The organism is Pseudomonas sp. I8001, assembly GCF_013385345.1.
GTDB lineage: Bacteria > Pseudomonadota > Gammaproteobacteria > Pseudomonadales > Pseudomonadaceae > Aquipseudomonas.
Genome location: NZ_JACAQC010000024.1, coordinates 286,298 through 312,166 on the forward strand (window position 1 = coordinate 286,298; position 25,869 = coordinate 312,166).

Annotated in this window: 31 protein-coding genes; 17 read left to right on the top strand and 14 right to left on the bottom strand. The window is 60.2% G+C overall.

Annotated features, from left to right (window positions below):
- The first annotated feature begins 134 nt into the window (after positions 1 to 134).
- On the top strand, positions 135 to 977 hold the full coding sequence (locus tag HX839_RS18020) for an alpha/beta fold hydrolase (protein WP_003207440.1): 843 nt from the start codon (positions 135 to 137) through the stop codon (positions 975 to 977).
- A gap of 6 nt (positions 978 to 983) precedes the next feature.
- Here the strand turns inward: HX839_RS18020 and HX839_RS18025 are convergent, their stop codons facing one another.
- Positions 984 to 1,694: a FadR/GntR family transcriptional regulator gene (locus tag HX839_RS18025; protein WP_003207438.1), complete on the bottom strand. Its 711-nt coding sequence runs from the start codon at positions 1,692 to 1,694 to the stop codon at positions 984 to 986.
- Positions 1,695 to 1,982: 288 nt separating this feature from the next.
- Between HX839_RS18025 and HX839_RS18030 the strand changes: the two genes are divergently transcribed.
- Positions 1,983 to 3,332 (top strand): MFS transporter, encoded by a 1,350-nt coding sequence (locus HX839_RS18030; protein ID WP_177067471.1) that lies wholly within the window; start codon positions 1,983 to 1,985, stop codon positions 3,330 to 3,332.
- Between the two features lie 10 nt (positions 3,333 to 3,342).
- On the top strand, positions 3,343 to 4,692 hold the full coding sequence (gene gudD / locus HX839_RS18035) for a glucarate dehydratase (protein ID WP_177067472.1): 1,350 nt from the start codon (positions 3,343 to 3,345) through the stop codon (positions 4,690 to 4,692).
- Positions 4,693 to 4,694: 2 nt separating this feature from the next.
- On the opposite strand, the gene HX839_RS18040 is transcribed toward gudD, so the two are convergent.
- Positions 4,695 to 5,582, bottom strand: coding sequence for an NAD(P)/FAD-dependent oxidoreductase (locus HX839_RS18040; RefSeq protein WP_177067473.1), 888 nt, complete (start codon positions 5,580 to 5,582; stop codon positions 4,695 to 4,697).
- Positions 5,583 to 5,726: 144 nt separating this feature from the next.
- On the opposite strand from HX839_RS18040, the gene HX839_RS18045 reads away from it, so the two are divergent.
- Positions 5,727 to 6,176 carry an Rrf2 family transcriptional regulator gene (locus tag HX839_RS18045; RefSeq protein WP_008435227.1) on the top strand — a complete coding sequence of 150 codons (450 nt, stop codon included), beginning with the start codon at positions 5,727 to 5,729 and terminating at the stop codon, positions 6,174 to 6,176.
- Between the two features lie 13 nt (positions 6,177 to 6,189).
- Here HX839_RS18045 and HX839_RS18050 read toward each other — a convergent pair whose 3' ends face one another.
- Positions 6,190 to 6,807, bottom strand: coding sequence for a TetR/AcrR family transcriptional regulator (locus tag HX839_RS18050; RefSeq protein WP_177067474.1), 618 nt, complete (start codon positions 6,805 to 6,807; stop codon positions 6,190 to 6,192).
- 145 nt (positions 6,808 to 6,952) lie between these two features.
- Between HX839_RS18050 and HX839_RS18055 the strand changes: the two genes are divergently transcribed.
- Entirely contained in the window at positions 6,953 to 7,393 is a 441-nt protein-coding gene (locus HX839_RS18055) for a hotdog fold domain-containing protein (protein ID WP_008435232.1), read from the top strand.
- Between the two features lie 356 nt (positions 7,394 to 7,749).
- On the opposite strand, the gene HX839_RS18060 is transcribed toward HX839_RS18055, so the two are convergent.
- Together HX839_RS18060 and nudK are read right to left on the bottom strand one after the other, a co-directional pair.
- Entirely contained in the window at positions 7,750 to 8,952 is a 1,203-nt protein-coding gene (locus tag HX839_RS18060) for a lipase family protein (RefSeq protein ID WP_177067475.1), read from the bottom strand.
- Positions 8,952 to 9,539, bottom strand: coding sequence for a GDP-mannose pyrophosphatase NudK (gene nudK, locus HX839_RS18065; RefSeq protein WP_003207421.1), 588 nt, complete (start codon positions 9,537 to 9,539; stop codon positions 8,952 to 8,954). The genes HX839_RS18060 and nudK overlap by 1 nt, the downstream gene beginning before the upstream one ends.
- Positions 9,540 to 9,621: 82 nt before the next feature.
- On the opposite strand from nudK, the gene HX839_RS18070 reads away from it, so the two are divergent.
- Complete coding sequence (locus HX839_RS18070) at positions 9,622 to 10,377, top strand: DeoR/GlpR family DNA-binding transcription regulator (protein ID WP_177067476.1); 756 nt, start codon at positions 9,622 to 9,624, stop codon at positions 10,375 to 10,377.
- A 3-nt stretch (positions 10,378 to 10,380) separates the two neighbouring features.
- On the opposite strand, the gene HX839_RS18075 is transcribed toward HX839_RS18070, so the two are convergent.
- Positions 10,381 to 11,226, bottom strand: a complete 846-nt coding sequence (locus tag HX839_RS18075) for an SDR family NAD(P)-dependent oxidoreductase (protein WP_177067477.1) — start codon at positions 11,224 to 11,226, stop codon at positions 10,381 to 10,383.
- Between the two features lie 131 nt (positions 11,227 to 11,357).
- Between HX839_RS18075 and HX839_RS18080 the strand changes: the two genes are divergently transcribed.
- The 3 genes from HX839_RS18080 to HX839_RS18090 all read left to right on the top strand — a co-directional run bounded on the left by HX839_RS18080 (position 11,358) and on the right by HX839_RS18090 (position 14,473).
- The gene (locus tag HX839_RS18080) at positions 11,358 to 12,245 is read left to right on the top strand and encodes a LysR family transcriptional regulator (RefSeq protein ID WP_177067478.1); all 888 of its coding nucleotides are present in this window, start codon (positions 11,358 to 11,360) and stop codon (positions 12,243 to 12,245) included.
- Between the two features lie 98 nt (positions 12,246 to 12,343).
- Complete coding sequence (locus HX839_RS18085) at positions 12,344 to 13,285, top strand: alpha/beta hydrolase (RefSeq protein ID WP_003207412.1); 942 nt, start codon at positions 12,344 to 12,346, stop codon at positions 13,283 to 13,285.
- Positions 13,286 to 13,684: 399 nt separating this feature from the next.
- On the top strand, positions 13,685 to 14,473 hold the full coding sequence (locus HX839_RS18090) for a DeoR/GlpR family DNA-binding transcription regulator (protein ID WP_177067479.1): 789 nt from the start codon (positions 13,685 to 13,687) through the stop codon (positions 14,471 to 14,473).
- Here the strand turns inward: HX839_RS18090 and HX839_RS18095 are convergent.
- Genes HX839_RS18095 through HX839_RS18105 form a run of 3 tightly spaced genes read right to left on the bottom strand, consistent with a single transcriptional unit; the run spans position 14,431 to position 15,860 of the window.
- Entirely contained in the window at positions 14,431 to 15,189 is a 759-nt protein-coding gene (locus HX839_RS18095) for a DUF72 domain-containing protein (protein ID WP_177054333.1), read from the bottom strand. The genes HX839_RS18090 and HX839_RS18095 overlap by 43 nt on opposite strands.
- Positions 15,189 to 15,620, bottom strand: a complete 432-nt coding sequence (locus HX839_RS18100; RefSeq protein WP_003207407.1) for a hypothetical protein — start codon at positions 15,618 to 15,620, stop codon at positions 15,189 to 15,191. The genes HX839_RS18095 and HX839_RS18100 overlap by 1 nt, the downstream gene beginning before the upstream one ends.
- Before the next feature lie 15 nt (positions 15,621 to 15,635).
- On the bottom strand, positions 15,636 to 15,860 hold the full coding sequence (locus HX839_RS18105; protein WP_102368862.1) for a hypothetical protein: 225 nt from the start codon (positions 15,858 to 15,860) through the stop codon (positions 15,636 to 15,638).
- A gap of 197 nt (positions 15,861 to 16,057) precedes the next feature.
- On the opposite strand from HX839_RS18105, the gene HX839_RS18110 reads away from it, so the two are divergent.
- Both HX839_RS18110 and HX839_RS18115 read left to right on the top strand, forming a co-directional pair.
- Positions 16,058 to 16,561, top strand: a complete 504-nt coding sequence (locus HX839_RS18110) for a DUF4142 domain-containing protein (protein WP_003207404.1) — start codon at positions 16,058 to 16,060, stop codon at positions 16,559 to 16,561.
- A gap of 29 nt (positions 16,562 to 16,590) precedes the next feature.
- Positions 16,591 to 17,151 carry a type 1 glutamine amidotransferase domain-containing protein gene (locus tag HX839_RS18115; protein ID WP_177067480.1) on the top strand — a complete coding sequence of 187 codons (561 nt, stop codon included), beginning with the start codon at positions 16,591 to 16,593 and terminating at the stop codon, positions 17,149 to 17,151.
- A gap of 54 nt (positions 17,152 to 17,205) precedes the next feature.
- On the opposite strand, the gene HX839_RS18120 is transcribed toward HX839_RS18115, so the two are convergent.
- Positions 17,206 to 17,427, bottom strand: coding sequence for a PLD nuclease N-terminal domain-containing protein (locus HX839_RS18120; RefSeq protein WP_003207401.1), 222 nt, complete (start codon positions 17,425 to 17,427; stop codon positions 17,206 to 17,208).
- A 156-nt stretch (positions 17,428 to 17,583) separates the two neighbouring features.
- On the opposite strand from HX839_RS18120, the gene HX839_RS18125 reads away from it, so the two are divergent.
- The 4 genes from HX839_RS18125 to HX839_RS18140 all read left to right on the top strand — a co-directional run bounded on the left by HX839_RS18125 (position 17,584) and on the right by HX839_RS18140 (position 19,476).
- Complete coding sequence (locus HX839_RS18125; RefSeq protein WP_008435011.1) at positions 17,584 to 18,141, top strand: ATP-dependent Clp protease proteolytic subunit; 558 nt, start codon at positions 17,584 to 17,586, stop codon at positions 18,139 to 18,141.
- 190 nt (positions 18,142 to 18,331) lie between these two features.
- Positions 18,332 to 18,808 (top strand): hemerythrin domain-containing protein, encoded by a 477-nt coding sequence (locus HX839_RS18130; protein ID WP_008435010.1) that lies wholly within the window; start codon positions 18,332 to 18,334, stop codon positions 18,806 to 18,808.
- 104 nt (positions 18,809 to 18,912) lie between these two features.
- Complete coding sequence (locus tag HX839_RS31890) at positions 18,913 to 19,089, top strand: KGG domain-containing protein (RefSeq protein ID WP_177067481.1); 177 nt, start codon at positions 18,913 to 18,915, stop codon at positions 19,087 to 19,089.
- Positions 19,090 to 19,155: 66 nt separating this feature from the next.
- On the top strand, positions 19,156 to 19,476 hold the full coding sequence (locus tag HX839_RS18140; protein WP_177067482.1) for a hypothetical protein: 321 nt from the start codon (positions 19,156 to 19,158) through the stop codon (positions 19,474 to 19,476).
- Between the two features lie 4 nt (positions 19,477 to 19,480).
- Here HX839_RS18140 and HX839_RS18145 read toward each other — a convergent pair whose 3' ends face one another.
- Both HX839_RS18145 and HX839_RS18150 read right to left on the bottom strand, forming a co-directional pair.
- Entirely contained in the window at positions 19,481 to 20,680 is a 1,200-nt protein-coding gene (locus HX839_RS18145; RefSeq protein ID WP_177067483.1) for a lysozyme inhibitor LprI family protein, read from the bottom strand.
- 78 nt (positions 20,681 to 20,758) lie between these two features.
- The gene (locus HX839_RS18150) at positions 20,759 to 21,817 is read right to left on the bottom strand and encodes a YhcG family protein (RefSeq protein ID WP_177067484.1); all 1,059 of its coding nucleotides are present in this window, start codon (positions 21,815 to 21,817) and stop codon (positions 20,759 to 20,761) included.
- 180 nt (positions 21,818 to 21,997) lie between these two features.
- Here HX839_RS18150 and HX839_RS18155 point away from each other — a divergent pair, with 180 nt between their 5' ends.
- Positions 21,998 to 22,654 carry a metalloregulator ArsR/SmtB family transcription factor gene (locus HX839_RS18155; RefSeq protein ID WP_003207391.1) on the top strand — a complete coding sequence of 219 codons (657 nt, stop codon included), beginning with the start codon at positions 21,998 to 22,000 and terminating at the stop codon, positions 22,652 to 22,654.
- Positions 22,655 to 22,915: 261 nt separating this feature from the next.
- Here the strand turns inward: HX839_RS18155 and HX839_RS18160 are convergent, their stop codons facing one another.
- Entirely contained in the window at positions 22,916 to 23,932 is a 1,017-nt protein-coding gene (locus HX839_RS18160; protein WP_087692417.1) for a hypothetical protein, read from the bottom strand.
- Between the two features lie 94 nt (positions 23,933 to 24,026).
- Complete coding sequence (locus HX839_RS18165) at positions 24,027 to 24,932, bottom strand: LysR family transcriptional regulator (RefSeq protein WP_177028170.1); 906 nt, start codon at positions 24,930 to 24,932, stop codon at positions 24,027 to 24,029.
- 208 nt (positions 24,933 to 25,140) lie between these two features.
- On the opposite strand from HX839_RS18165, the gene HX839_RS18170 reads away from it, so the two are divergent.
- Positions 25,141 to 25,869: a helix-turn-helix transcriptional regulator gene (locus tag HX839_RS18170; protein WP_158213527.1), complete on the top strand. Its 729-nt coding sequence runs from the start codon at positions 25,141 to 25,143 to the stop codon at positions 25,867 to 25,869.

Here is a 25,869-nt window from a genome sequence, read left to right on the forward strand (position 1 = left end):
ATAACTGTATTTTTCTCTTTCCAAAGGGCGTTTTTGATAGGAAAAAATGCGTGTTTCCCAAGGTAGGCACGGTGCTAGAGTCGAGCGCACATCTGGCCGGATGACCTCAACCTGCTCACAAAAAAGGAATCGTCATGTCACGTCGCTTATTGGCAGCTGCCTGCCTGTTGCTGTCCCTCTCCGGGGTTCAGGCCGCGGAACGCTGGGAAACCCTTCCGCCCACCCCGGCGCCGATTGCGGGGGCCAAGACCGGCTATGCCGCCGTCAATGGCATCAAGGTCTACTACACCAAGACCGGGCATGGTTCGCCGGTCATCCTGCTGCACGGTGGCCTGTCCAATTCCGATTACTGGGGCAACCAGGTCAAGGCGCTGGCCGCCAAACACACGGTCATCAGCCTCGACAGCCGTGGCCACGGGCGCAGTTCCCGGGACGAGAACCCCTTCGGTTACGACTTGATGGCCGATGATGTGGTCGCCGTACTCGACAGCCTGAAAATCCCCCGCGCCGATATCGTCGGCTGGAGCGACGGCGCAATCATCGGTATCGATCTTGCCCTGCGCCATCCCGACCGTATCGGCAAGGTGTTTGCCTTTGCCGCCAACACCCAGACCTCCGGGGTCAAGGATGGCGTAGAGAAAAATCCGACCTTCGCCGCCTTCATCGAGCGCGCCGGCAAGGAGTACGCCAGGCACTCGCCGACGCCAAAAGAGTACGACGCCTTCGTCGAGCAGATCAGCCATATGTGGGCCAGCCAACCCAACTGGACCGACGCGCAACTGGCGTCCATCAAGACTCCGATCCTGATTGTCGACGGCGACCACGATGAGGCGATCAAGCGAGAACACACCGAATACATCGCGGCGACCATTCCGGGAGCGGGCCTGCTGATTCTGCCGAACACCAGCCACTTCGCATTCCTGCAGGACCCGACGCTGTTCAATGCCGCGCTGCTGGACTTCCTGGACAGCAAATAGCCCCGCCTACTCTCCTGTCATCCGCTCCAGGCTGTTGCTCAAGTGCAACAGCATGGCGGCCCGGGCCGCGTCCGGGTCCTGGCGGCGGATGGCTTTCAGGATCGCCTCGTGCTCAAGGTTCGCCAGGCGCCCCAGCGCCATCAGGTCCGCGTCGCCGCGTTCCTCGGCATTGATCCGGGTGCGTGGGATTACCGAGTGGCCCAGGTGATAAATCACGTCGGTGAAATAGGTGTTGCCGGTGGCCTGGGCGATCAGGCGATGGAAGCGCACGTCAGGCTCAACGGCACTGTCGTTATTGGCCAGTGAATCCTGGTAATCATCCAGTGCCTGGCGCATCTGCTGCAGTTGTTCATCGGTACGGCGCAAGGCCGCCAGGGCGGCTGCCTGGGTTTCCAGGCCCATGCGCAGTTCAAGAATGCCGCGCACGCTCGCTGCGGTGTCGTGGGTCAGGTGCAGGCCGTGGCGCTCGTCACGCTCCAGCACAAAGGTGCCGACACCGTGGCGGGTTTCCACCAGCCCGGCGGCCTGCAATTTGGAAAGCGCTTCGCGCACCACCGTGCGACTGACGCCGTACTCGCCCACGATAGCGGACTCGGATGGCAGCTTCTCACCCGGCGCCATCTGTCCCAGGAGAATCTGCTGGGTCAATGCGGTGACGATGTCGTGGGCAAGGCCCGGGGAGCGCTTGCGATGAGGTGCCGAGCTGGGGTTTTGCATCAGGAATTCCGTTCTGGGGCGCCTGGCAATACTAGCATTCTTAGACGAGCCAACTTGTATGACAACAAACAAATACCTGTAGGAGCGAACCTGCCCGCGAAAAACCCCGTCGCAGCGCAAACATTGCACAAAACCGCGCAATCGTTGACGATTTTCGCGAGCAAGCTCGCTCCTACAGAGGGTTGCCATCTTTGAAAATGCAGTTGTATGATGTCTATCAAGTTGTCTGACATCTCTGGCAACCCAAATACGTCCCCGCACAACAATAATCAGTGGGAGTTTGACCTCGTGACCCCTTCCAGCCCTGCGACAGCTGCGCCTGCCACCGACCCGGTCCTGGCCCGCGCGATCAAGAAGGTGAAGAGCCATGTGCTCCCACTGTTCGTGATCATGTTCATCGTCAACTACATCGACCGCGTCAACATCGGCTTTGTGCGTACCCATATGGAGCACGACCTGGGCATTGGTGCGGCCGCCTACGGCTTCGGTGCCGGGTTGTTTTTCATCGGCTACGCGCTGTTCGAAGTGCCGTCCAACATGCTCCTGCAAAAAGTCGGCGCGCGCATCTGGCTGACCCGCATCATGTTCACCTGGGGCATCACCGCCACATTGATGGCCTTCATTCAGAACGAAACCCACTTCTACATCCTGCGCTTTCTGCTGGGCGTGGCCGAAGCGGGCTTCTTTCCCGGGGTGATCTACTACTTCACTCGCTGGTTGCCCGGCGTCGAACGCGGCAAGGCGATTGCAATCTTCCTCAGCGGCTCGGCCCTCGCCTCGCTGATCTCCGGCCCCTTGTCCGGCGTGCTGCTGCAAATCACCGGGCTGGGCCTGCATGGCTGGCAGTGGATGTACATCATCGAAGGCATGGCCTCGGTGCTGCTGTGCTTTTTCGTGTGGTTCTGGCTGGACTCCAAGCCCCATGACGCCAAGTGGCTCAGCCTTGAAGAAAAGGATGCGCTGGTGGGCGAGATCGACCGCGAACAGCGCGAGCGTGACGCCGCCACCACGGTCAAGCCGACCCTGGGCAAGCTGCTCAAGGACCGTCAGATCATGCTGTTCTGCGCCCTGTATTTCTGCATCCAACTGACGATCTATGCCGCCACTTTCTGGTTGCCGAGCATCATCAAAAAGATGGGCGACCTGAGCGACATCCAGGTGGGCTTCTACAACTCCATCCCGTGGTTGATCTCGATCATCGCGATGTACTCCTTCGCGGCACTGGCAGGCAAATTCAAGTTCCAGCAAGCATGGGTCGCTGCGGCACTGTTGATCGCCGCCGTCGGCATGTTCCTCTCCACGACCGGCGGGCCGATCTTTGCCTTTATCGCCATCTGCTTCGCGGCGATCGGCTTCAAGTCGGCGTCCTCGCTGTTCTGGCCGATTCCCCAGGGTTACCTGGATGCACGCATCGCCGCAGCGGTGATCGCATTGATCAACTCCATCGGCAACCTCGGCGGGTTTGTCGCGCCCACCACCTTTGGTTTCCTGGAACAGACCACCGGCTCGATCCAGGGCGGTTTGTATGGCCTGGCGGGCACTTCGATCCTTGCGGCCATCCTGGTGTTTTTCGCCAGGACACTGCCCGGCCCGACCACCAGCAGCGTGCTGCAACCCGCCCCCGTCTTGAGCAAATAAGGACTACACGATGAACACAGAACACCAGCACCACGCCAACAGCGCCCCGGTCGTTACCGGCCTGCAAGTCATCCCGGTGGCCGGCCACGACAGCATGCTGCTCAACCTCAGCGGCGCCCACGGGCCGTTTTTCACGCGCAATATCGTGATCCTTACCGACAGCGCCGGCCGTACCGGCGTCGGTGAGGTACCCGGCGGCGAACGCATCCGCGAGACCCTGGAAGACGCCCGCAGCCTGGTGATCGGCAAGCCCATCGGCCAGTACCAGAGCATTCTCAATGCCATGCGCCAGACCTTCGCCGCGCGGGATTCGGCGGGCCGGGGTTTGCAGACGTTTGACCTGCGCATCACCATCCATGCCGTCACGGCGATGGAAGCGGCACTCCTGGATTTGCTCGGCCAATTCCTCGAAGTCCCGGTGGCGGCCCTTCTCGGCGAAGGCCAGCAGCGCGACGCGGTGAAGATGCTCGGCTACCTGTTCTACATCGGTGATCGCCAGCAGACCGACCTGGCCTATCGCAGTGAAGACGATGCCGAAGAATGGTTCCGCCTGCGTCATGAACAGGCCATGGCGCCCGAAGCCATCGTGCGTCTGGCAGAGGCGGCCAAGGCGCAATACGGCTTCAATGACTTCAAGCTCAAAGGCGGCGTACTGCGCGGCGGCGACGAAATCGAGGCGGTGACTGCACTGGCCGAACGCTTCCCCGATGCGCGCATCACCCTGGACCCCAACGGCGCCTGGTCACTCAAAGAAGCCATCGCCCTGTGCCGCGACCAGCATCATGTGCTGGCCTATGCCGAAGACCCTTGCGGCGCGGAAAACGGTTACTCCGGGCGCGAAGTCATGGCCGAATTCCGCCGTGCCACCGGGCTGCCCACCGCCACCAACATGATCGCCACCGACTGGCGGGAAATGGGGCATGCGATCCAGTTGCAGTCCGTGGATATTCCCCTGGCCGATCCGCACTTCTGGACCATGCAGGGCTCGGTGCGCGTGGCGCAGATGTGCCACGAATGGGGCCTGACCTGGGGCTCGCACTCCAATAATCACTTCGACATTTCACTGGCGATGTTCACCCAGGTGGCCGCCGCCGCGCCGGGGGAAATCACGGCCATCGACACCCACTGGATCTGGCAGGACGGCCAGCGGTTGACCAAGGCTCCGCTGAAGATTGTCGACGGCCACATCAAGGTGCCGGCCAAACCGGGCCTGGGCGTGGACATCGACATGGACGCCGTGGCCCACGCCCATGAACTGTACAAAGGCATGGGCCTGGGTGCGCGCAATGACAGCGTGGCGATGCAGTTCATGATTCCGGGCTGGACGTTCGATAACAAGCGGCCGTGCCTGGTGCGCTGACCTCAGTTGAAGATCATCGAAAAGTGCGCGCCCACCCCGGCGCGCACACCCTCGCCGACCGCCAGCGCCACCGAGCCGCCGGCCAGGTTGGCATCGCCGCAGGCAAACACACCGGGCACGGTGGTCTGGCGCGTCTCGTTGGTCAGCAGGTAGGGCCCGGTCGGCCCTTCGACAAACTCACAGCCCAACTGCTCGGCCAATGGGCTGGCCATGCGCGTACGGGACAGGGTGAAAATACCGTCCAGCGCGATCATCCGCCCGTCTGCCAATTCCACATCCGCCCGCTCACCGACAATCCGCCGCACCGCCGAGCTTTCGACGCTGACCCCGCGCCGATCCAGTTGCGCCTGCTGCTCGGCATCCGGCACAAATGCGCCGTTGGTAAAGAGCGTGGTGGTGCCCCAGTCCGGCAGCAGCATCGCGTGATGCATGGCCAGTGGCGACGTCGCCAGCACGCCGATGCGGCCTTGATCCAGTTCATAGCCGTGGCAATACGGGCAATGGAACACATGCTTGCCCCAGCGCTCCTTCAACCCCTCGACCTCGGGTAACTCATCCACCACGCCGGTAGCGAGGATCAAGCGTTTAGCGTTGAACTCACCGTTGCAACGGGTTTGCACCACGAAGCCATCCTGGTTTCGAATCGCTTCAACGGCGGTGTCCTGCACCCAGGTCACCGTCGGATATTCCATCAACTGCCCTCGCCCTTCGGCAGCGATCAGCTCCGGCGGCAGGCCATCCTGGCTGAGGAAACCGTGGGACGTGGCCGCAAACCGGTTGCGCCGCTGCCCGGCGTCAATCACCAGCACCTTGCGCCGAGCCCGCGCCAGTTGCAGCCCGGCAGACATTCCGGCGTAGCTGCCGCCCACGATAATCACGTCGTAAACCATGAAGATGACCTCTCTGGTGGCCCTTGCATCGGTTGCCGGGCACTCACGACACACCATAAGTTACATAAAAATACCTCGTCAAGCGTCTCGCAACTCCAATCGTTACGAACGATACTTTCGGGCAGGAAATCCAGAGGCTTGCAGATGAGAAACGACACCCGGCTTTCGCGCATGCTCCATGTGCTGATCCACATGGGCCGCCACGAGGAACGCGCCACCTCGGAGACCATCGCGCAGATGCTTGGTACCAACGCGGTGGTGGTACGCCGCACCCTGGGCCTGCTCAAGGAGAAAGGTTATGTGCGTTCGGAAAAAGGCCATCAGGGCGGCTGGATGCTGGGCAAGCCGCTGAGTGAAATCACCCTGCTGGACATCCACAATGCCCTTGGCACGTCGTCGATCTTTGCCGTCGGCCTGTCCACCGATCATCCGCAATGCCTGGTGGAACAGGCCGTCAATGCGGCGCTGAACCAGGCGTTTGACGATGCCCAGGCGTTGCTGCTGCAGCGTTTGGGAGAGGTGACGCTGGCACAGTTGGCGGATGATTTTGACGAGCGCTATCGGGTGGCGATAACGCCCGCACCCTGTGCGTGATGCACGCGACGCCCTAAGCGCCGCCTACCGAGCGCCACGCTGCCTCGGCCAGGGTTTCCCGGTACACCCGAGGGCTGCTGGCCGAGCGCCCGGCCAGCCAGGCACGGCAGTAGCTGTCGGCCTGGCCGATGATCAGTGATGGCAAGAGTTCGGCGGGCACCTGGCTGAGCTGATCAACCCGTCCAGGCAGCACCATCCATTCCTTCAGCAACGCGTTGCGCGCCTGGTTGCGGCTTTCCAGTTCAGCGGCGAACGGGCCCTTGGTCACCGCGAAATGCGCGTGGTACTGAAAGCGCGCCCACTGCGGTTCGCTGTCCACCCAATCGACATAGCTGTGGACCAGTGCGTACACCCCCTCCTTCGCCGTTTTGGCCGATTCAAGGTAGCGCCCACGCAATTCGGCCTGATCCTCCAGCGCGGTAAAAAACAGCGCGGCGACTAGGCCTTCCTTGTTGCCGAAGTGATGATAAATGGCGCCGACGCTGGTATCGCAGCGCGCGCGGATCATCTCGATGGTGGTGGCTTCAAGGCCCTGCTCGTTGAACAGGTCCAGGGCTGCCTTGAAGATATCGCGCTTCAATTCGGCCCTTCGGCCAGGGAAGCAACGCTGAAGCAGATCCGGGGTTTGCATGCTGAACAGGAACTCAGTCAGTGAAGAAGAACAAGCCCAGGCAGCTTGACAGATTTCCCATGGGCAGAATACTGTTCCGTTACAGAATATTATTCTGTAACGGAACAAGATTCCGTAAAATTCATTTAATCAGCGAGGCAGCACCATGAGTCAGGCCCTGAGCATGTTCAACAGCGTTGGCCCCGAAGCGTTCAGCAAACTGGCGTGCCAGATGGCGCCCTACTTCAGCACCATCAATCCGTTGATGACCCAGTTGCGTCCGGGGTTTGCCTCGGTGGAAGTGCCGTTCAGCAAGGCCATCACCAACCACCTGGGCACGGTGCACGCCATTGCCATGTGCAACGCTGCGGAGTTGGCGGCGGGAACCATGACGGACGTTTCCGTGCCGGCGGGTGCGCGGTGGATTCCCAAGGGGATGACGGTGGAGTATCTGGCCAAGGCCAAGAGCAGCGTGACGGCGACGGCCAATGGCGAAGGTATCGACTGGCAAACGGCGGGTGACAAAGTGGTGCCGGTGGAGATGCTGGATGCGGAGGGGAAATTGGTGTTTACCGCGCGGATTATCATGAATGTGAAATTGGGGTGATGGGGTTGGGGGCATATCCGTTGCTGCGGTTATGGCCGCTATTGGGTTGCGCTCTCACAGCGGCCTACCAGCCGGCTTGAGTGGGGTGAAGCAACCGCAAAATCAAAGGCGGACACGGTCCAAATGTGGGAGCGAGCTTGCTCGCGAAGGTCGTTAACGATGACGTGGGTATCCTGATTCAACGTGGCGCTCTCAGGTTTTTCGCGAGCAAGCCCGCTCCCACATAAAGCGGCGGAGGCAGCTCCCTTTACTTACTTCGGGCTGGGCCGGCATTCCGGCTTTTCCAAAGTGACTCGCTGTAAGAGCGAAACCATAAGCCGCCGTTACCTGAATAACGGATATACCTCCCCAAAAAGCTACCCCCCACAATTCCCACCAATCACCTCCCCCGCAAACGCCTTACGCACAAACGGCGTCGAGTCCACGAGCGAACCATTGACCGTAGCGGAGTGATCCAGCTCAGGATAAAAATGCCATTCAATCCGGTCCCCGACCTTGCACGCATCCCTGACCAGCGCCTTTTGCCCAGGCACAAACACATCCTGATCCCGCCCCCCCGTACCGACAAAAACCGGAATATCCGTCTTCAACGTCGGATACGCCGACTCACGATAAACCTTGTCGAGCGCCTCTTTCGGCGACCGCTTGAAACTGTCATTGAAGCTGAGCCCATCAGCCATCACCCGCTGCTCAATGGCATGCAAACAATCCCGCCGGCTGCTCTCAAACGCAGGCACTGCACGCTCGCTCAAGTAATCCGCAGCCACAAACCCAGGATCAAACAACGTGACAGTACTCAGCCGCAGCAAGTTATAGGCAAAGGTCGGCACCACCGAACTGCGGGCCTTTTCCAACTCGGCACTGCCTCCCGTTTTATGGGTGGCCGCGTAAGGCGTACCGGTCGCCACCACCCCCACGATATCCAACTCGGGCGCATAGTCTTTCGCATAGACCGCCGTGGCAAACGCAGCACGGCCACCCTGTGACTGCCCAAACACCACCACACGTTTGGAGAGTTCGAAACCACCCGCCCCTACCGCGCGAATGCTGTCGAGCACCCCATAGGCCAGCGGACTGGTCAGCCCATACGGATGCAGGCCAGGCGTCCCAAGCCCCTGGTAATCGGTAGCGACAATCGCGTAGCCCTGAGCCAGCCAATAATTGAGATAGCGCGTATCCCGAGGGCTGCGACCGGCGAACGACGGCGCGCAGATATCGGCACTCCCCACCGTGCCGTGGGCCCACGCCATCAGCGGCCAGCCACCCGGCGGCGGTGTGCCCTTGGGCAGGAACAGCGCACCGGAAACGACAATCCGTTTATGGGTATCGAGACCGTCGGTGGACGTGTACAGGATGCGAATATTCTGCCCCGCCTCGGCCAGGCTTTGCTGTTCGGTCAACGGCTCGCTGCGCAGCATCCGCCCGGGTGACGCGGGCACCTTGTCCGCCCAGGTATAGAACGCGGGAACACCACCATCACCGACGGGCGTTTGCGCAGCACTCACACCACTGCATCCCGCCAGCAACACCGCCAGCGCAAGCGATAACCGACGCGACATCACCAGCCCTCTTTCAACATCCGCAATTCAAGGTACTGCAACAACATGATGGTCTTGCCGTCGACGATCTCGGCACTGTCCACCATACCCAGGGCCTCCTCGAATCCCAACTCCAGCACTTCGATATCCTCACCTTCATCCTCCAGCCCACCGCCATCACTGACTCGGTCGCCAGGCTGATATTCGCCGATGAAAAAGTGAATGCGCTCGGTCACCGAGCCCGGGCTCATGAAGGCCGAATAGATCTTTTCTACATGGCCCACACGGTAGCCCGTCTCTTCTTCCGCCTCCAGGCGAATGCGTTCCTCGGGGCTGGCGTTGTCCAGCAGGCCGGCGGCAGACTCGATCAGGTAACCGTGGTAGCCGTTAACGTAGGTAGGCATGCGGAACTGGCGAATCAGCAACACCGTGCGCCGCTCGCGGTTGTACAGCAGGATCGTCGCGCCATTGCCCCGGTCATAGATCTCGCGGGTCTGGGACTGCCAACTGCCGTCGCGGCGGCGCAGGTCAAAGGTGTACTTTTTCAGCACATACCAATTATCCGAGAGCAGTTCTTCGGCGTGGATGCGGACGGGACTGTTTTCCATGGCAGGACCTTTTTGTCTTGTGTTATTCAGCATGTCGTGCAAAATCGTGCACAGTCAAGAAAAAACGTGCAGGAAGCTTCCGATGCTGACCCAACAACGTAAACAACACCTGCTGGATACGCTGCGCCGCGACGGCCGGCTGATTGCCAAGGAGTTGAGCCAGGCACTGGAGGTTTCCGAGGACACGATTCGGCGTGACCTGCGGGAAATGGCCAAGGAAGGTTTGCTGCTGCGGGTGCACGGCGGCGCCTTGCCGGCACCCCCCGCGATGGCTGATTTTTCGGTTCGGGAACACTTGGTACCGGAGGAAAAAATCGCCATTGGCCGGACGGCTGCGCAACTTGTGCAGCCCGGCCAGGTGGTGTTTATCGATGGCGGTACCACGTGCCTGCAACTGGCCCATCACTTGCCGGCGGAACTGAATGCCACCGTGGTCACCCACAGCCCGTCGATTGCGATGGCCCTGGTGGATCATCCGCAGATTGAAGTGATCATGCTCGGCGGGCGGCTGTTTCGCCACTCACTGGTGGGGGTGGGGGCGGCCACGCTGGAGGCCATCGGCCGGGTCAATGCCGACCTGTATTTCATGGGGGTGTGCAGCGTGCACCCGAATGCCGGCCTGTCTACCGGCGATTATGAAGAGGCAGTGGTCAAGCGCGCGTTGTGTCACGCGGCCGCAGAAACCATCGTGCTGGCCACCTCGGAAAAGCTTAACACCGCGTCGCCCTACCAAGTGGTGGAGCTGACACACGTCAGCGCGATCGTCGCATTGGCCAGTACGCCGCGTGCCCTGCTGCAACCCTACGAAGCTCAGGGCCTGACGCTTTACCTGGCGTGACCGTCAACAGTCCTTGATGGCTTGCCATGACGCGGCGACTTGCGCAGCGTCCGAGGCGTTGACCCGCGCCAGGTCAACCGGATACTCGACCCCCGGATTTTCAGCGAACCGCGTGGCGGTGAACTGACCGTTGCTGGCACGCAGGATATAGCCGCTGTCCTGGCACGCTGCCGAAGCCAGGAAGATCACCCCAGGCGTGACCCATTCCGGCTTGAGGTTGTTCGGCTCGCCGGTCACGCCCCACATGCGGGTCTTGGCCACGGGTGAGATGGCATTGACCAGGATCCCGGCCTCCGCCCCTTCCCCGCTCAAGGCATTCATGATCCCCAGTTGCGCCATCTTCCCCGCGCTGTAGGCCGCCAGGCCCGGCTGGACGTAGCGCGTATACATCGCACGGTCGGAGGTGGTCAGCACAATGCGGGGTGCGGCAGATCGCGTGAGGTGCTGCCACGCGTGTTTGCACAGCCAGATCGGTGCATAGACATTGACGTCCATGGCCCGCCGGATGAAAGCCTCGTCTGCGGCCTCGATGGGCTGATAGCCGACCCAGCCAGCATTGTGGATCAGGATATCGAGCTGCCCGAAATGCGTGATGGCGCACTCGATCAGCGCTCGACACCCCGCTTCGCCGGACAGGTCACCCGCGTGGCCAACCACCCGCAGGCCTTCACCCTGCAGCGCCAGCGCGGCCGCCTGTACCACCTGGGGATCAGCCCCATCGCCGAGGGTGTCGGCACCGACATCACTGATTACCACCTGCGCGCCGAGTCGCGCCAACTCGCGCGCATAGCTGAACCCCAAGCCACGGGCGGCACCGGTCACGATTGCGGTTTTACCTGTAAAGTCCATCGTCGCGTTCTCCTGATAGGCACTCCACCCTAACAACCCGTGGCCGTCCTGTTTAATACTGAAAAACAGCGATATTGATACCTGCGCCGTATCAAGCCCCACACCGCCATCTACCTGAAGGAACAGCCCAGATGATCGAAACCCGCCTGTTGCGCCAGTTCGTTGCCGTTGCCGAAGCGCTGCACTTTCACCAGGCCGCGGAGCGCCTGCATATGGCGCAGCCAGCGTTGAGCCAGGCGATCAATCGCCTGGAGGCAAAGTTGGGGTTTGCCCTGCTGCAGCGTGACCGTCGTGGCGTGAAGCTGCTGCCAGCCGGGGCGGCGTTTCTTCAGACGGCCTACACCGTCCTCGGGCAATTGCAGCAAGGCATTGAGCAAGCCCGGCAGGTGTCCCAGGGAACCGCCGGCACGCTCACCATCACCTCGGTGTCGATCACCGGCTATCCGTGGTTGCTGGATACCCTCAGGCAGTTTCGCCTGGCGTTCCCCAGGGTTCAGTTGGTGATCAAGGAAATGCCCTCTGCCAACCAGGCCAAGGCCTTGTTGAGTGGTGATACCGATATCGCTTTTTTGCGCTACCTGCCAGGCCAGGCAGATAACATCGAATCCCGGCTGCTGCTGGATGAACCGATCCTGCTGGCGCTGCCCGCAGACCATCCGAATGCGGATGACGCCGCTATCGAGCTGAAGGACTTTGCCGGCGCCGATTTTGTGTTCACGCCCCAGGCATTGGGCAGTGGCTATCACCACCAGTTGATCGCTTTATGCGAGGCCGCGGGCTTCTCTCCAAGGGTGGTCCAGGAAGCCGATCAATTACCCACCCTGATTGGCCTGGTGGCGTGCGGGTTTGGTGTGGCGCTGGTGCCGCAGTCCATTGCCCGTTCGATGCCCCGTGACAAGGTGGCGTTTGTGCCCCTCACCGCCGCGCCCTCCAGCATCGGGCTCTACCTCAACTGGAACACCAGCAATTCTTCCCCCTTGGCCGGGCACTTCTTTTCTCTGCTGGACGAGGCGATGTAATACTTTGCAAGCAATGTCCGGTGACGACCGTCTGAATATTTCCTGCGCGGCCAGGGCATCTGTTAAAACCCGTGCTTCGCCTGTGTCCTGGAACCTTCATGTCTTCACGTTTTCTGTCCCGTCTCGGCCTGCGCTGGTTTCCCCTGCTGTGCATGGCCGCCCTGATCATCGGCCTGCCCGTGGGTTGCGCCGTGCTGCAACACAAGGAACGCGAGTTGCTGTTTCGCGTGGAGCCGGGCACTGCCAGCTGGTACAGCGGGTTGCCGCGTGATGTGCAGGAATTCGACCTGAAACCCGCGAGTTTCAAGGCAGGGCAGAATATTCATGGCTGGTGGTGGCCAGCGGCACAGAAGGACGCGCCAGCAATTCTCTACCTGCACGGCGTGCGCTGGAACCTCACTGGCCAACTGTTTCGCATCGAACAGCTGCGGGCCCTGGGCTTTTCCGTACTGGCCATCGACTACCGCGGCTTCGGCCAGAGTCGAGGCGACCTGCCGTCGGAAACCAGCGTGTACGAAGACGCGCGCATTGCCTGGGAACGCTTCCAGGTGCTGCAACCCGATCCTGCCAAGCGCCTCATCTACGGGCACTCCCTGGGTGGCGCGGTGGCCATCGACCTCGCGGTGGAACTGGGCAAGCAGGCAGCGAACAATCAGGTGCCGCCGCCAGTGCGCGGACTGGTCATCGAGTCCACCTTCACCTCCCTGGCAGATGTGGCCACGGCGGTAGCCAATACGTCATTGCCGGTGCGCTGGCTGCTGTCGCAGAAGTTCGATTCCATTGACAAGATCGCTGATATCCACATGCCGCTGCTGGTGGTTCACGGGCTCGCCGATGCCTTCGTGCCACCGCGCTTCAGCCAGCAACTGTTTGACGCCGCACAACAGCCGAAACACCTGTTGCTGGTACCCGGTGCCACTCATAACGACAGCATGCGACTGGCCGGCAGCAGTTATCGCCAGGCGTTGGACAGCCTGATGCAATCGAAGCGCGCCACTCAGGTTGCCGGGCCCTCCACCGGGCGCCCAAACGACTCGTAAATCTGCATTTCGGCACCGGTTTCGCCGGTGCCTGTCAAGGCGCAAAGCCTGCCCATGCTGGCCATAAACAGTGACTGATCAAATATTAACCGCAGGTTAAATCGCCATACCCGCCGGGCTCAAGCGAAGTTATCCACAGAGATACCCACGGTTTTCGTGGACAACTCTTTTTATTTTTTTACGATTTTTTTGCTCAGTAATGCCCTGTTGGAAAGCTTGGCGGCAGCAAAATCTCCTGCATCACCTCGCGAATCGAAACCATGGGGTTTGGTACCGGACCGGGTGTGGTTTTTCCATGGTGCTCAGCTCACTCGGCAGGGCATCACCGACACCCCAACCCATTGCGTTTGCGCCTAATGCTGATTAATCTCGCATAAACACGCATCAACGAGCAAAAACATGCATAACACCCATGCTGCCATCGACCTGCCCTCCCTGCGCAAACAAAAAATCCTGTTGCTGCTGGAGCGCGACGGCAAGGTCACCGCCTCGGAACTGGTCGAACATTTCGCCGTTTCCCAGGACACCATTCGCCGCGACCTTGGCGAACTCGCCTCCGCCGGTCTGCTGCAACGCGTGCATGGAGGTGCGCTGCCACGGCCCAAGGACACCGGCAAGGATTTCTTCACCCGGTTTGGCGAAACCACCGCGACCAAACGCCACCTGGCGCAACTCGCCGCCGATCGCGTGGAGGACGGCCAGATCGTGCTGTTCGACTCCGGTACCACCACGCTGCAAATCGCCCAGTCACTACCGCATTCCATCAAGCTGACCGCCGTCACGCACTCACCGATGATTGCCATCGCGTTGTCCGAACATCCCAATGTGACGGTGATCCTTGCCGGTGGCCAACTCAACCCGGTGACCATGGCCGCCAGCGGGCATGAAGCATTGCGGCTGATCCAGGGCATCAAGGCCGACCTGCTGTTCACGGGTGTGTGCGCACTGCATCCACAGGTCGGTATCAGCTCGTTGCACTTCGAGGAAGTGGCGGTGAAACGGGCTATGCTCGACAGCGCCTCCCACGTGGTGGCCGTCACCCTGGCCGACAAGCTGGGCGCCGTGGAGCCATTCGTAGTGGCACCGTGCAGCCGCATTCATACCCTGATTACCGAGTGGCACGTGCCGCCGGGCAGCGTCGAGGCTTATGAATGCCTGGGGCTGGAGGTGATGCAAGTGGATGCCTGAGGGGCAAGCATCGCTTGAAGGGCAAGCGCATCGACCAGCGCATGACCGCTGGCCGTATTATCGAAAATACACCAGGTCGGAATGCCCTCCTCCAGGGAGGCTCTCAATACCTCGGCCAGCGCGCACAAACGCTCGGTTTCGTAAGCGCTGTGATAGATACGCGGCGAACCATGCAGGCGCCAATAACGCACACCTTGCCAGCCTTTCGGTGCATCCCCATCAGCGATCACCGGCGGGTCGGCGGCGACCCGTCCTATCTGGTAATCCCGCAATAGCCCGTCGGCCTGCGCCCAACTGGCGTGCCGCGGTTCAAGCACCACAGGACCAGGGAAGCGTTGACGCAAGGCTGTGAAAAAGCCGCCGGCAATGATCGGGTCGTAGCTTAAAGAAGGCGGCAATTGCACCAGCAGGCAGCCCAGGCGGTCGCCCAATTGCAGGCACTGTGCAAGGAACTCATCCAATGCCGTATCGCAGTCACGCAGACGTAATTCATGGGTGATGTGCCGTGGCACCTTGACCGAAAAACCAAAGCCCGACGGCACTGACTGCGCCCATCGTGCGTAGGTCTGCGGGCGATGGGGGCGGTAGAAGGAGCTGTTGATTTCAACCGCATTCAAGCACGCGGCATAACGTTGCAGATGAGTGCCCTGCCGGGGAAATCTTGGCCATTGCTCACGAGGCAAGCTCCAACCTGCACAACCGAGAAAAATCGGCATCAGAACAACACCGACGCCGCATCCCTCATGAAAATCTCCACCGTCTTCGGCCCGACGCCCTCGAACGCATTCAAGCGTTTTTCAAACTCCCCACGGTCGGCACTGGCATCGTGGATATGGCTGATCCTGCCCGCGTACTCCGCATTCAACTTGCTGCTGAGGTCGAGCAGGCGTTGCGCGGTGCTTTCGTCGTAACGCACGTAATGCGCCTCACCGAGCATGGCCACCAGTTCGCGAGAGGTGCAGTGTTGCAGTTTGCGCGGGGTGTCCCGGCCATGCTTCACCACAATCACCTGATAGGCCTGCGCCGCGATCTGCGCCTGAATGCGCTTGCCCATCAGGAAGCTGGCGACAAACCACTTGAACAGTGCGTTGTCATCACCGGGCTTGAGCTCAATACCCAGTTCCCCGGCGCTGATGGATCGCCCCATGAATGCCTCCGTTCTTCACCGACCCAGCTTGCGCTCGGCCTTGGCGGCTTGCTCGTTGATCTGCTCGGTTTGCCGTTGTGTGTCCTTGATGGACGTCGGCGTGATCACCTTATCGATGGTTTCTGTCTTGGGATTGGGACGCTGTAAAGAGCTGTCCTGGTCGGCAGCCTGGCGACCTTTCTGCGCCTGTTCAGAGCTGATCGCATCAGGGGTTTTGTCGGCGGTTTTTTCAGTGCCCATGGGGATTCTCCTGCGGTTCAAAGGCCAGGCTCCAGCGCGGAGCCGTTATGCAGCAGAGCCCAAGGTTTTTCGATAGTTCAAGGAAATTGCCTCGGGTGCATGCACCGAAAAATAGAGCAAATTAATTTAAACCTTTTGCGCTGGGCCCCCCTCAACAGTCAGGTAACGGCATCGCGCCACTCTTCAGGAGAAGCATCATGAAGCACTTGCTGATGAAACAAATGGGACTGACCTTCGCGCTGGCCGCGGGCTCGATGGGTGTGGCCATGGCCGCCACTTCCAATGACTTCGTTGACGCCGCAGCCCAGGGCGGCATCACCGAAGTAGAAGCCGGCAAACTGGCGCTGGAAAAGAGCGGTGCCGCTGATATCAAGGCGTTTGCCCAGCACATGATCACCGACCACACCAAGGCCAACCAGGAGCTGACGGCCCTGGCGACGAAGCTCGACATCAAGGTGCCCGACGATGCCAGCCTCACCGACAAGGCCAAGAAAATGATCCTGGAAATCCGTGAAGAGTCCTTTGACAAGGCTTACGCCGACAACCAGGTAAAGGCCCACGAAGACACCGTGGCCCTGTTCAAAAAAGAAGCCGCCTCCTCGGATAACGCCGAACTGAAGGCTTTTGCCGAGAAGACCCTGCCGACTCTCGAAACCCATCTGAAGATGGCCAAGGAGTTGCAGTCCCAGCACGCCAATTAATCATTGACCCACTCAGGAGACACTCGACCATGAGTTCGCAACTGCACGGCAAGAAGATTCTGATCATCACCTCCAACACCGGTATCGAGCGCGACGAGTTGCTCAAGCCGCTGGAAGCCCTGCGTGGTTTCGGCGCCACGGTGACCCACGGTTCCAGCAAAGGTGGCAGCACCCAGACCTTTCTCCAGGACACCGAGAAAGACAGGACGGTAGAGTCCGACGCCAAGCTCTCGGACCTGCACGGCAGTGACTTCGATGCACTGGTCATCCCCGGGGGCACCGTCAATGCCGACACCTTGCGTCAGGACGCGGATGCCTTGCGGCTGATCAATGATTTCGTCAAGGCCGGGAAAACTGTCGCCGCCATCTGCCATGGCCCTTGGGCCCTGATTGATGCCGGCGTGATCGGCGGCAAGACCCTCACCTCCTACAAAAGCGTGCGCATTGATCTGGTCAATGCCGGCGCAGCAAACTGGGTGGATACGCAGGTGAAGGAATGCCCGGCCAATGGCTGGACCCTGATAACCTCGCGCACGCCCGACGATTTGCCGGCGTTCAATGAGGCCATTGCCAAGACACTGGCGGCCTGACGCCCGCCAATGCAAACAGGCGCCCTCGGGCGCCTGTTTTTTTTCGATTCTGTCTTAGCCTTTGCCATGCTCAGTGGCATGTGTCGCCCGGTTCACACCCTTGGGTCCAAACAGCGCCCAGAGGATCAGCCCCAACAGCGGCATGAAGATCAGTACCACCAGCCATAAACCCTTGGTCTCCCAGCCACTGCCACTGCGCAGAACGCTGTTGATCGCCCACAGTTCCAGCAGCACCAGAATCACCGCCAAGCCAATCCAGACATATTCGATTTGCATGATTCATCCTCCTGAGGTCGTATGCGTTAGGTCAAGCAACGCGCCCGAGGGTTCATTAAAATTGCAACGGATGGCTCTCGCCCAACGGTTGCGGCACACGGGCCGTAACCTTCTAGACTCAAACGGACACTACCTTTTACCCCTTGGAGGCCCGGGATGACCGAGCACATCATCCACTTTCACTGCCAGATCGATCAGGGCACTACCGAGCGCTTTCGTGATTGCTGCCTGGACGCGATCGATCAAGGCGCCAGTTCGTTGCTGTTGAACCTGTCGACCACCGGCGGCAGCACCAATTTCGGTTTTACCCTCTACACCTTCCTCAAGTCCCTGCCGGTGCCGTTGTGTGCGATCAATGCGGGCAATATCGAGTCCATGGGCATCATCATGTTCCTGGCGGCAAACCGCCGGATCACCACGCCACACTCGCGCTTCCTGATCCATCCGATGAACTGGTACTTCAACCAGAACTCGGTAGACCACCAGCGCCTGCGGGAATACCTGTCGAGCCTGGACAACGACCTGGCGCGCTACGTGAAAATCTACGAACTGGAAACCGCCAGCGCCGAAACCCACCTGGATATTTTCAAGTGCCTCTCGGCCGAGGAAAAAGTCATCGCCGCCCACGAGTCACTGGCCTACGGGATTGCCCATGAGGTCGAGCAGATCGTGTTTGCCGACGACATCAAGCACTGGAAAGTCAGCGGCGGCTAGGCATTGTTTAATGCATGCAAGCCACCACTCGACCGTGCAACCTGCACGACCAGAGCCGCTTTTTATCACACATAACCTATTGTTTTATAAGCAGATAAATATTTTGTTCAACTTGGTACAACTCATGCTGTAGAGGTCTGCACAGGCGGGCAATTCGACCCGCCCTTTCGCTACCCGTGAGGTGTCACCCATGAATGCCATTGATCTTCTCAAGGCCGACCACGAACGCGTCAAAGCCATCCTGAATCAACTCAGTGAATCAACCGAGCGCGGCGTAAAGAAGCGCACTGAGCTCCTGGCCAAGCTGGAAATGGAAATCAGCCTCCACACCCGCCTTGAGGAAGAAATCCTCTACCCGGCTTTTCGCAAGGCCGGCGGCAAGGATCAGGAAATCATGTACCACGAGGCCAAGGAAGAACATCGCACTGTCGACTCCCTCGTCCTTCCGGACCTGAAGCAGACTTCGCCCTCCACCACCGAGTTTTCCGGCCGGGTGAAAGTCGTCAAGGAACTGTTGGAACACCACATCGAGGAAGAAGAAAGCGAGATGTTCCCGCAGGCCAGGAAGCTGCTGGGCAAGGCCTTGCTGGAAGAGCTGGGCGCGGAGATGGAAGCGATGAAAGCCGCGCACAAGAAAGCACCCGGCGCGAAGCCAATGGCGGCTTGATGTCCATTCGTCGCATGCCTGGAAACTATTTCAAACTTTGAATTGGCTGGAGGATTCCCAATTAGGCAACACCATTGATTCGCTCATCATTGAGGGTTTTCAAAATGGCTAATAGTGGAAAAACTACCCCAGGTGCTGGTCACAAAGACCAGAAAGACCCAAACCGTAAAAGCGGCGGCCAGGGTTCAGGCGGCAACTTCGCCAATGACCGCGCAAAGGCGTCTGAAGCCGGCAAGAAAGGCGGGGCTCATAGCCACGCCCCAGGCTCCAAGAAGTCTTGATTGAGGCGTCGCCGAAGCCTGGATGTGCTCCGGGCTTCGGTCCCCATCGCCACGAGGGATTGAGTCATGAAGACCAGCATTTCCCAAAGGATCGTACTTGTCGCCAGCCTGGCGCTCGTACTGTATGCACCCGCCTACGCGGCCTTCGGCGACAACACTGCCCCCGAGGCGCCCGCCCTGAGCGGCAACAGCGCTCCTGGCTCAGCACTGCCGCCCGGCACCTATCCCAGCAGCCCGTCCGGGGCTGACAGCAGTGGCAACAAGGACGCTGAAACGAAAGCACCTGCGCCGTCTAAAACCGTGAAGAGCACGCGCCATAAAGGCACCTCGACCCAGCATCCCGGTACCAAGACCGGCAAAAAGGCCGTGCCAGAATCGGGCAGTTGACCGATTAGTTCTCGCTGGGGCCGCCGATAAAGTCCAGGCGCAGGTTCATCCACTGCCGAACGATTTCCCGGGCTGCTTGCCTGGCATCAGCAGCAGAGAAGCCGCGCTCGCGTTGCAGCCAGTCACTCGTCGCTTGCCGTGCGGGCTCAATGGCGGCCAGCGCTTGCTGGCGTTGCCTGGCAGGCCACTGTTTATCCGCGCCCCAGTTGCGCAGGGCTGATTCCGGGTCCTGGGACTGCGCTGCGGTGCCTGGCTGGAGAAACAGCCGAGGCGACGCGGTGGCCTTGAGGGAAAGCGTGTTCCAGTCGGCGTAGCTGGCAAAGCGGATGGTGCCTTCGTTCTGCGATGCAGTGGACAAAGGCTCGGTAAACGAATCGTCCAGCCGCTTCCAGGCCGGCTGTGCAAACAGATCACCCTGAGGGGCACAGATCGGCGCAAAACTGTCGCGGGTGGAGCCGTACAACGATCCGAACGACTCATACGCGACCTCGCCCTGCCGGCTGAAGACAAAGCAGTGCACATACGGGCGTTGGTCGGCGTACATCTCATACTGTTGGCGCTCGATCATCATGCGCAGCAAGGTCAACATCACCCGGTCACGGCTGACAGCAGGATCATTCTGCAGGTCCTGCCAGATCGACCAGGGAAAACTGTCTTCCTTGAGTGCTATGAGAACCTGCTTGCGATTCTCCTCGGCCTCATTCTCCGTAACGCCACTATCAGGTTCAAAACGCTGCAGGTAGACCAACCAGGCGGCGGCCAGATCGTTCATCGGGTAGCGCCGAAGCCCTTCAGCTGCCTGGGCCGGATGGTACGGAATACTGGCAATGATTGCGTCAAGGGCTGCGGTGTCTTTGTGGGTGATGGTTCCCACCTCGACCACTCTCTGGCTCAGTTGGGATTGCAGGCAGCCGGGCAATTGTTCCGGGGTACCGGCACACGCGTTGCGAGTCTGCAACCACGTGCGCTGGCCACGGCGCAATTCGTCGCGCTGGTCGGGTGCCAGTTTGGCCATTGCCTGGCTGTAGTAAACGCTCAGCGTAGTGTCGAGTTCGCTTAATTCAGGGCTGGCGCAAATGGCCTTTTCCACCGTGGTGGAGGCCTTTTTACAATCGAAGGACGCGCCACTGGCAGGCATCGCTGCGCCTATCAGCGCGCCAGCGAGCAACCACATTGGGTAGGCAGAATGAATACGGCGGGCCATGGCTTTCCTTGGGTGAGTTCCTTTCAAGGCGCTCATTGTGCCGACGCGATTGCCAATGTCCAGCCTGTCGGCACAGTACTACGAAGCACTGGCCATGGAGGGGCGATCACTTGCCAGTTCACGTTCAATCTGTTCGATGCTGGGCAGGCTGGTTTGCAGCTCTGCAGGCAGTGATTCCACCAGTTGATACTCGGCAACACCAATGGGGCGCGAACTGTCACGCAGGGCGTATTCGGCCACTACTTCGTTCTTGCTCTTGCACAGCAGCAGGCCGATGGTGGGGCTGTCCTGTGGGTGCTTGAGCTGGGCATCTACCGCCGCGAGGTAAAAGCCCAGCTGCCCCAGATGGTCGGGTTTGAATTTGCCGGCCTTGAGTTCGATGACCACGTAGCACCTCAGCTTGAGGTGATAAAACAGCAGGTCGACGAAAAACTCCTCGCCCCCTACGTCCAGCAATACTTGCCGTCCCACGAAGGCAAAACCGGCGCCCAGCTCCAGCAGAAAATCGGTGACATGTTTGACCAGGGCGTTTTCGATTTCACGCTCCTGCGCGTCAAGGGACAGGCCCAGGAAGTCGAAACGGTAAGGATCTTTAAGTGATTCGCGAGCCAGGTCGGATTGCGCCTCGGGCAGCAGTCCGTCAAAGTTGCTGACCGCGTTGCCGCTGCGTTCCAGCAGGCGACCTTCGATTTGCATCACCAGGATGTTGCGCGACCAGTTGTGCTCGATGGCCTGGGCAACGTACCAGCGACGGGTTTCGGGCCCGGGCAGCCTGTCCAGCAACACCAGGTTATGGCCCCAGGGCAATTGTGCAGCAGCCTGTTGCACAAATTCGGAGTCCGGCCACGCCTCCGCAAATGCACGCATGTACTTCAGGTTACGCGGCGAAAAACCCTTCATCTCCGGAAACGCTGAACGCAAATCCTGCGCCAGCCGCTCAATCACCTTGGTCCCCCAGCCCTGCCGCGCTTGCCGGGTCAGAATATCCTGGCCGATTTGCCAATACAGCAACACCAGCTCGCGGTTTACCGCCAGGGTGGCGCGTTGCTGGGCGCAGTGGATTCGACTCTTGAGATCGGACAGCCAGTCGCTGTATCCCTCGGGTGGTGTGTTCAGGCTATCGGGGGTCTCACTCATTCCTTTTCCCTCGTGGGTTGGGCAGGCGGCCGATAGTAGCGAGGGAAAAATGCGTAATGGGCCAGCAGAATGCTTTCGATACAAATCAACTGGAACCGTACCTTCAGGCGCATCAAGGGGTGCCTCAACATGCGTGCTGTGGTCAAATGAGCCGGTCACTTCCATGGTTATTCCCGATCTATGAACGCCACACCCACCGACGACAGCCAGGCATCCACCGGGGACCGCATTCTGTTCCTGCTCAAGACCCGTGGCCCGCTGAAAACCACGGACCTGGCTGCACTGCTGGAAATCACCTCCGAAGCCGCCCGCCAGCAAATCCAGAAGTTGCAGGTCGCGCAGTTGATCGTCGGTGTATCGGCCCCCATCTCGGGTGCCGGCCGGCCCTCGTTGAAGTGGACATTGACCGAAACCGCCCAAAGCAAATTCCCCGATTCCCACAGCGTACTGACGTTGCACCTGATCGAGTCCATTGAAGGAATTTTTGGCAGCGAAGGCGTGGAAAAAGTCATCGCCAGCATGGAAGCGACGGCCAGGCACGAATACACCCAGGCCTGCTCCGCCGCGTCGACCTTGCGGGAGAAAGTCGAGATCCTGGTACAGATTCGCGAACGCGCCGGGTACATGGCGCAGATGGAGCCGCTGGACGATGGCTGGCTGCTGGTGGAGAACCACTGCCCGATCTGCGTCGCCGCCCGTAAATGCCAGGGGTTCTGCCGCTCGGAACTGCAGATCTTCCAGGCAGCCCTGGGCGATGAGAATGTGGTGGAGCGGCGCGAGCATTTGATTTCCGGGGACCGGCGCTGCGCCTACAGCATCCAGCCCCGCCGCCTGTAAGAAAGAGGCTGCGATGGGCTGCGCAGCAACCGCAATTCCAGCGCCGCAGTGTCCCGGATACACCAACGGTTCAGGATTCACGAGCGCTGCGCAGTCCATCGCAGCCTAAGCCTCACGCCGTACTCAAGCCCATTGCAGGAAGGACAGATTCCGGTGTAGTGGCGCAATGCCCACCAATCATATAACCAAGAGAGATCTTGGATAATACGTTGAGCGCTTTGAATTACACAAGCCAATACTTTTTACGGTGCCGTAAACAGCCTAAACCCTGACCCCCAGCATGCCGCTGGTAATGATGATCGTGACTATGGCGCCCATGCCGATCACCAGCCAGGTCAACAGCGAACTGCGTGACTCGCTGACATTGTGATTACGCAATACACCTCGCAAACCACAACCCAGATGCCCAATCAGCAGGAACACCGCCAGCGAGTAATGCGGCAGCAGCCGAATGCTCCATGGATCCGCCAATAACCCTACGGGCTCGGCCACGGCCCAGGCGTAATCGGTGTCGGTGCCGAAGTAACGCGCCAGGGTAAACACCGAGTTGATATGGGACGCGATAAACAGCGAGAGATAGGTGCCGGAGGCGGTCTGTAACGCGTCCAGCAGGTCGGCACGCGTGACGGTCTTCGGGCGAATCAACACCAGCCCGCTGAGAATCTGAAAGAAAAACGTGACAATGATCACCGGCTCCAGCCAGCCATTGCGATACACCCGTCGCAGCACGTCCATCACCGACTTATGCACATCGGTACCCAGTACACCCAGGAGGTGGTTGAACAGGTGCGGCGCGAGAAACACCAACAGGATCGCCACCGAGGCGATGCCGTGGGCGACACGCAGCTTGATATAGGTCTTGTCCAAGGTCACCAGGCTGGTGCTCGGGCCCGTTGACGACACCATCGCAAAAAAGCCCGCCAGCGCCAGCCACAGCCCGCTCCATACCGCGATGTCGTGGCCCTCGATTTTCATCAGGTACAGCAAGACGCCCATAAGCGTGTACGCAGGAGGCGCAGCCACCGCCAGGCACGACAAGCGTCGCGCCAGGACCAGGCGTGCGCTCATGACCGGTTGAACACCGGTGACATACACACAGGCAAACGCCAACAGCGGCACCGCATAGGCACTCAGGATCAGCGCCAGGACGACCGGGGTGCCGGCGCCTGCCACATGCGCCTGGTTACTCCACGCCAGCGCCCACGGATAATACAGCGCCGCGGCGAACGGCAGCAGCCACAACCATTCCAGCCAGGGTTTGATAGCTTTGCTTAACATATTGATTTCCCGGTGATAAATATCACCCGGATAGTGCCCAGCCATCGCCACCCGCGACAATTAGGCACCCAGGCAAAAGCCTTTTACCCAATGGTCATGCCTGGAAGGCTTGCACCATGTAGTCGACGAACAGCTTGACTCGCAGCGGTATCTTGTCGCGCTGCCGATAGCAGATGTAATGCCCCCTGCCCCGCGCCTGCGCCGCATAACCCGGCAGCAAAACGATCAAACGCTGTTGCGCGATCCAGTGCTGCGCCTGATAGCCGGCCAGCTGTGCCACACCACCGCCGGCTACGGCCGCGAGCGCCACTAGCTCCGGGTCATTGAACAACTGGCTGTAAGGCAACGGCAGCCGTATGAACTGCCCGTCGACTTCAAACTCCCACACATGCGGCTTGCCCGACTGCGCCAGGCGAAAGGCGATAGTCTTGTGCGCCGCAAGGTCTTCCAGGGTCTGCGGGTAGCCGGCTGAGTGCAGGTACTCAGGCGCGGCGCAGGTGACGAAACTCATCGGCGCCAGTTGCCTGGCGATCACATCGGCGTTCTCCAGCCGCCCGTTGCGAATCGCGACATCCACGCGACCTTCGGCGAAATCCACATGGCGATCATTCAGATCAAATTCGAGGGTGATGTCCGGGTGGGACTTACAGAACCCAGGCAACAGCGGCGCAATGCACTTGCGCCCAAAACCCACGGTAGAGCTTACGCGCACTACGCCGGACGGCGACTGGGTAGCGTGTTTCAGCGCTTCGGTCGTGCGCAACAGATGCTCGACACTGGGCAGGCACTCTTGAAAAAACCGGCGCCCTTCCTGCGTGACCGCTACGCTGTGGGTCGTGCGTTCCAGCAGCTTGATCGCCAGTTGGGTTTCCAGGCGGGTAATGCTGCGACTCACCGAAGGCACTGAAATGCCCAGGTCGCGTGCTGCCTCGCTGAAGCTTTCGCTGGCCGCGACTTTCATGAAGGCGATGACGCCGGCGAAGTTTTTTCCGATGGACATCGGTGAGGTTTCCTTGAAGGGCGCACGCCAAAAGCATCGACAGTACCCAACCGCAAACCCAAGCGCCCTAGCCAATCCGACGGTTTTTCGGTAGTCCAAACTGCGGCTTTACAGCCCTTTTGATTTGGCACAAACTCACTCCTTATCTAGAAAATATCGGGATCGCGCCATGCTTGAACACCCATCGATTAAGTTTGGCGCGGCCCCCGTGCAAGGTTTGGTCCGGGAGTATTTGCCCGGCTTGCGTGAACCTCACGTTCACCCGGAACACGCGCAAATCATGTACGCCATCAAAGGTTCGATGACGGTACTGACGGCCGAAGGCATCTGGGTTCTGCCACCGCAGCGGGCGCTCTGGATTCCGCCAGGTGTCAGCCACACCTTCAAGCATTCGCGTCAGGTGTCGATGCGTACCGTATATGTGCGTCAGGGCGCGGCCAGCATTCCACCGTGGGCCCGCTGCGCAGTGTTAAATGTCGGGACGCTGGTGCGCGAGCTGATCCTGGCCTGCGCGCAACTGCCAGGCGAGTACCCCGAGCACAGCCGCGAAAGCCGCCTGGGCACCGTGCTGCTGGACCACCTGGCATTGCTTGAGCAAGACGCCTTTTACCTGCCTGAACCCTCGGATAAACGCGCGGTGCGCGCCGCCAACCTGATCAAGCAAAACCCCAACGACACTCGGCCGCTCAAGGAAATCGCCTTCGAGGTAGGCGCCAGTGCACGCACCCTGGAGCGGCTGTTTGCTGCCCAGACCCGCATGGGCTTCGGCGCCTGGCGCCAACGCTTGCGGATGATGGTGGCCCTGGAAAACCTCGCGGCGGGGGAAAGCGTCAGCAGCACCGCCGCCGCGATTGGCTACGAAAGCTCCAGCAGCTTTATCGCCGTGTTCCGCTCGGTGTTCGGTTGCAGCCCGGCCAGGTATTTCGCCCAGCGTTGA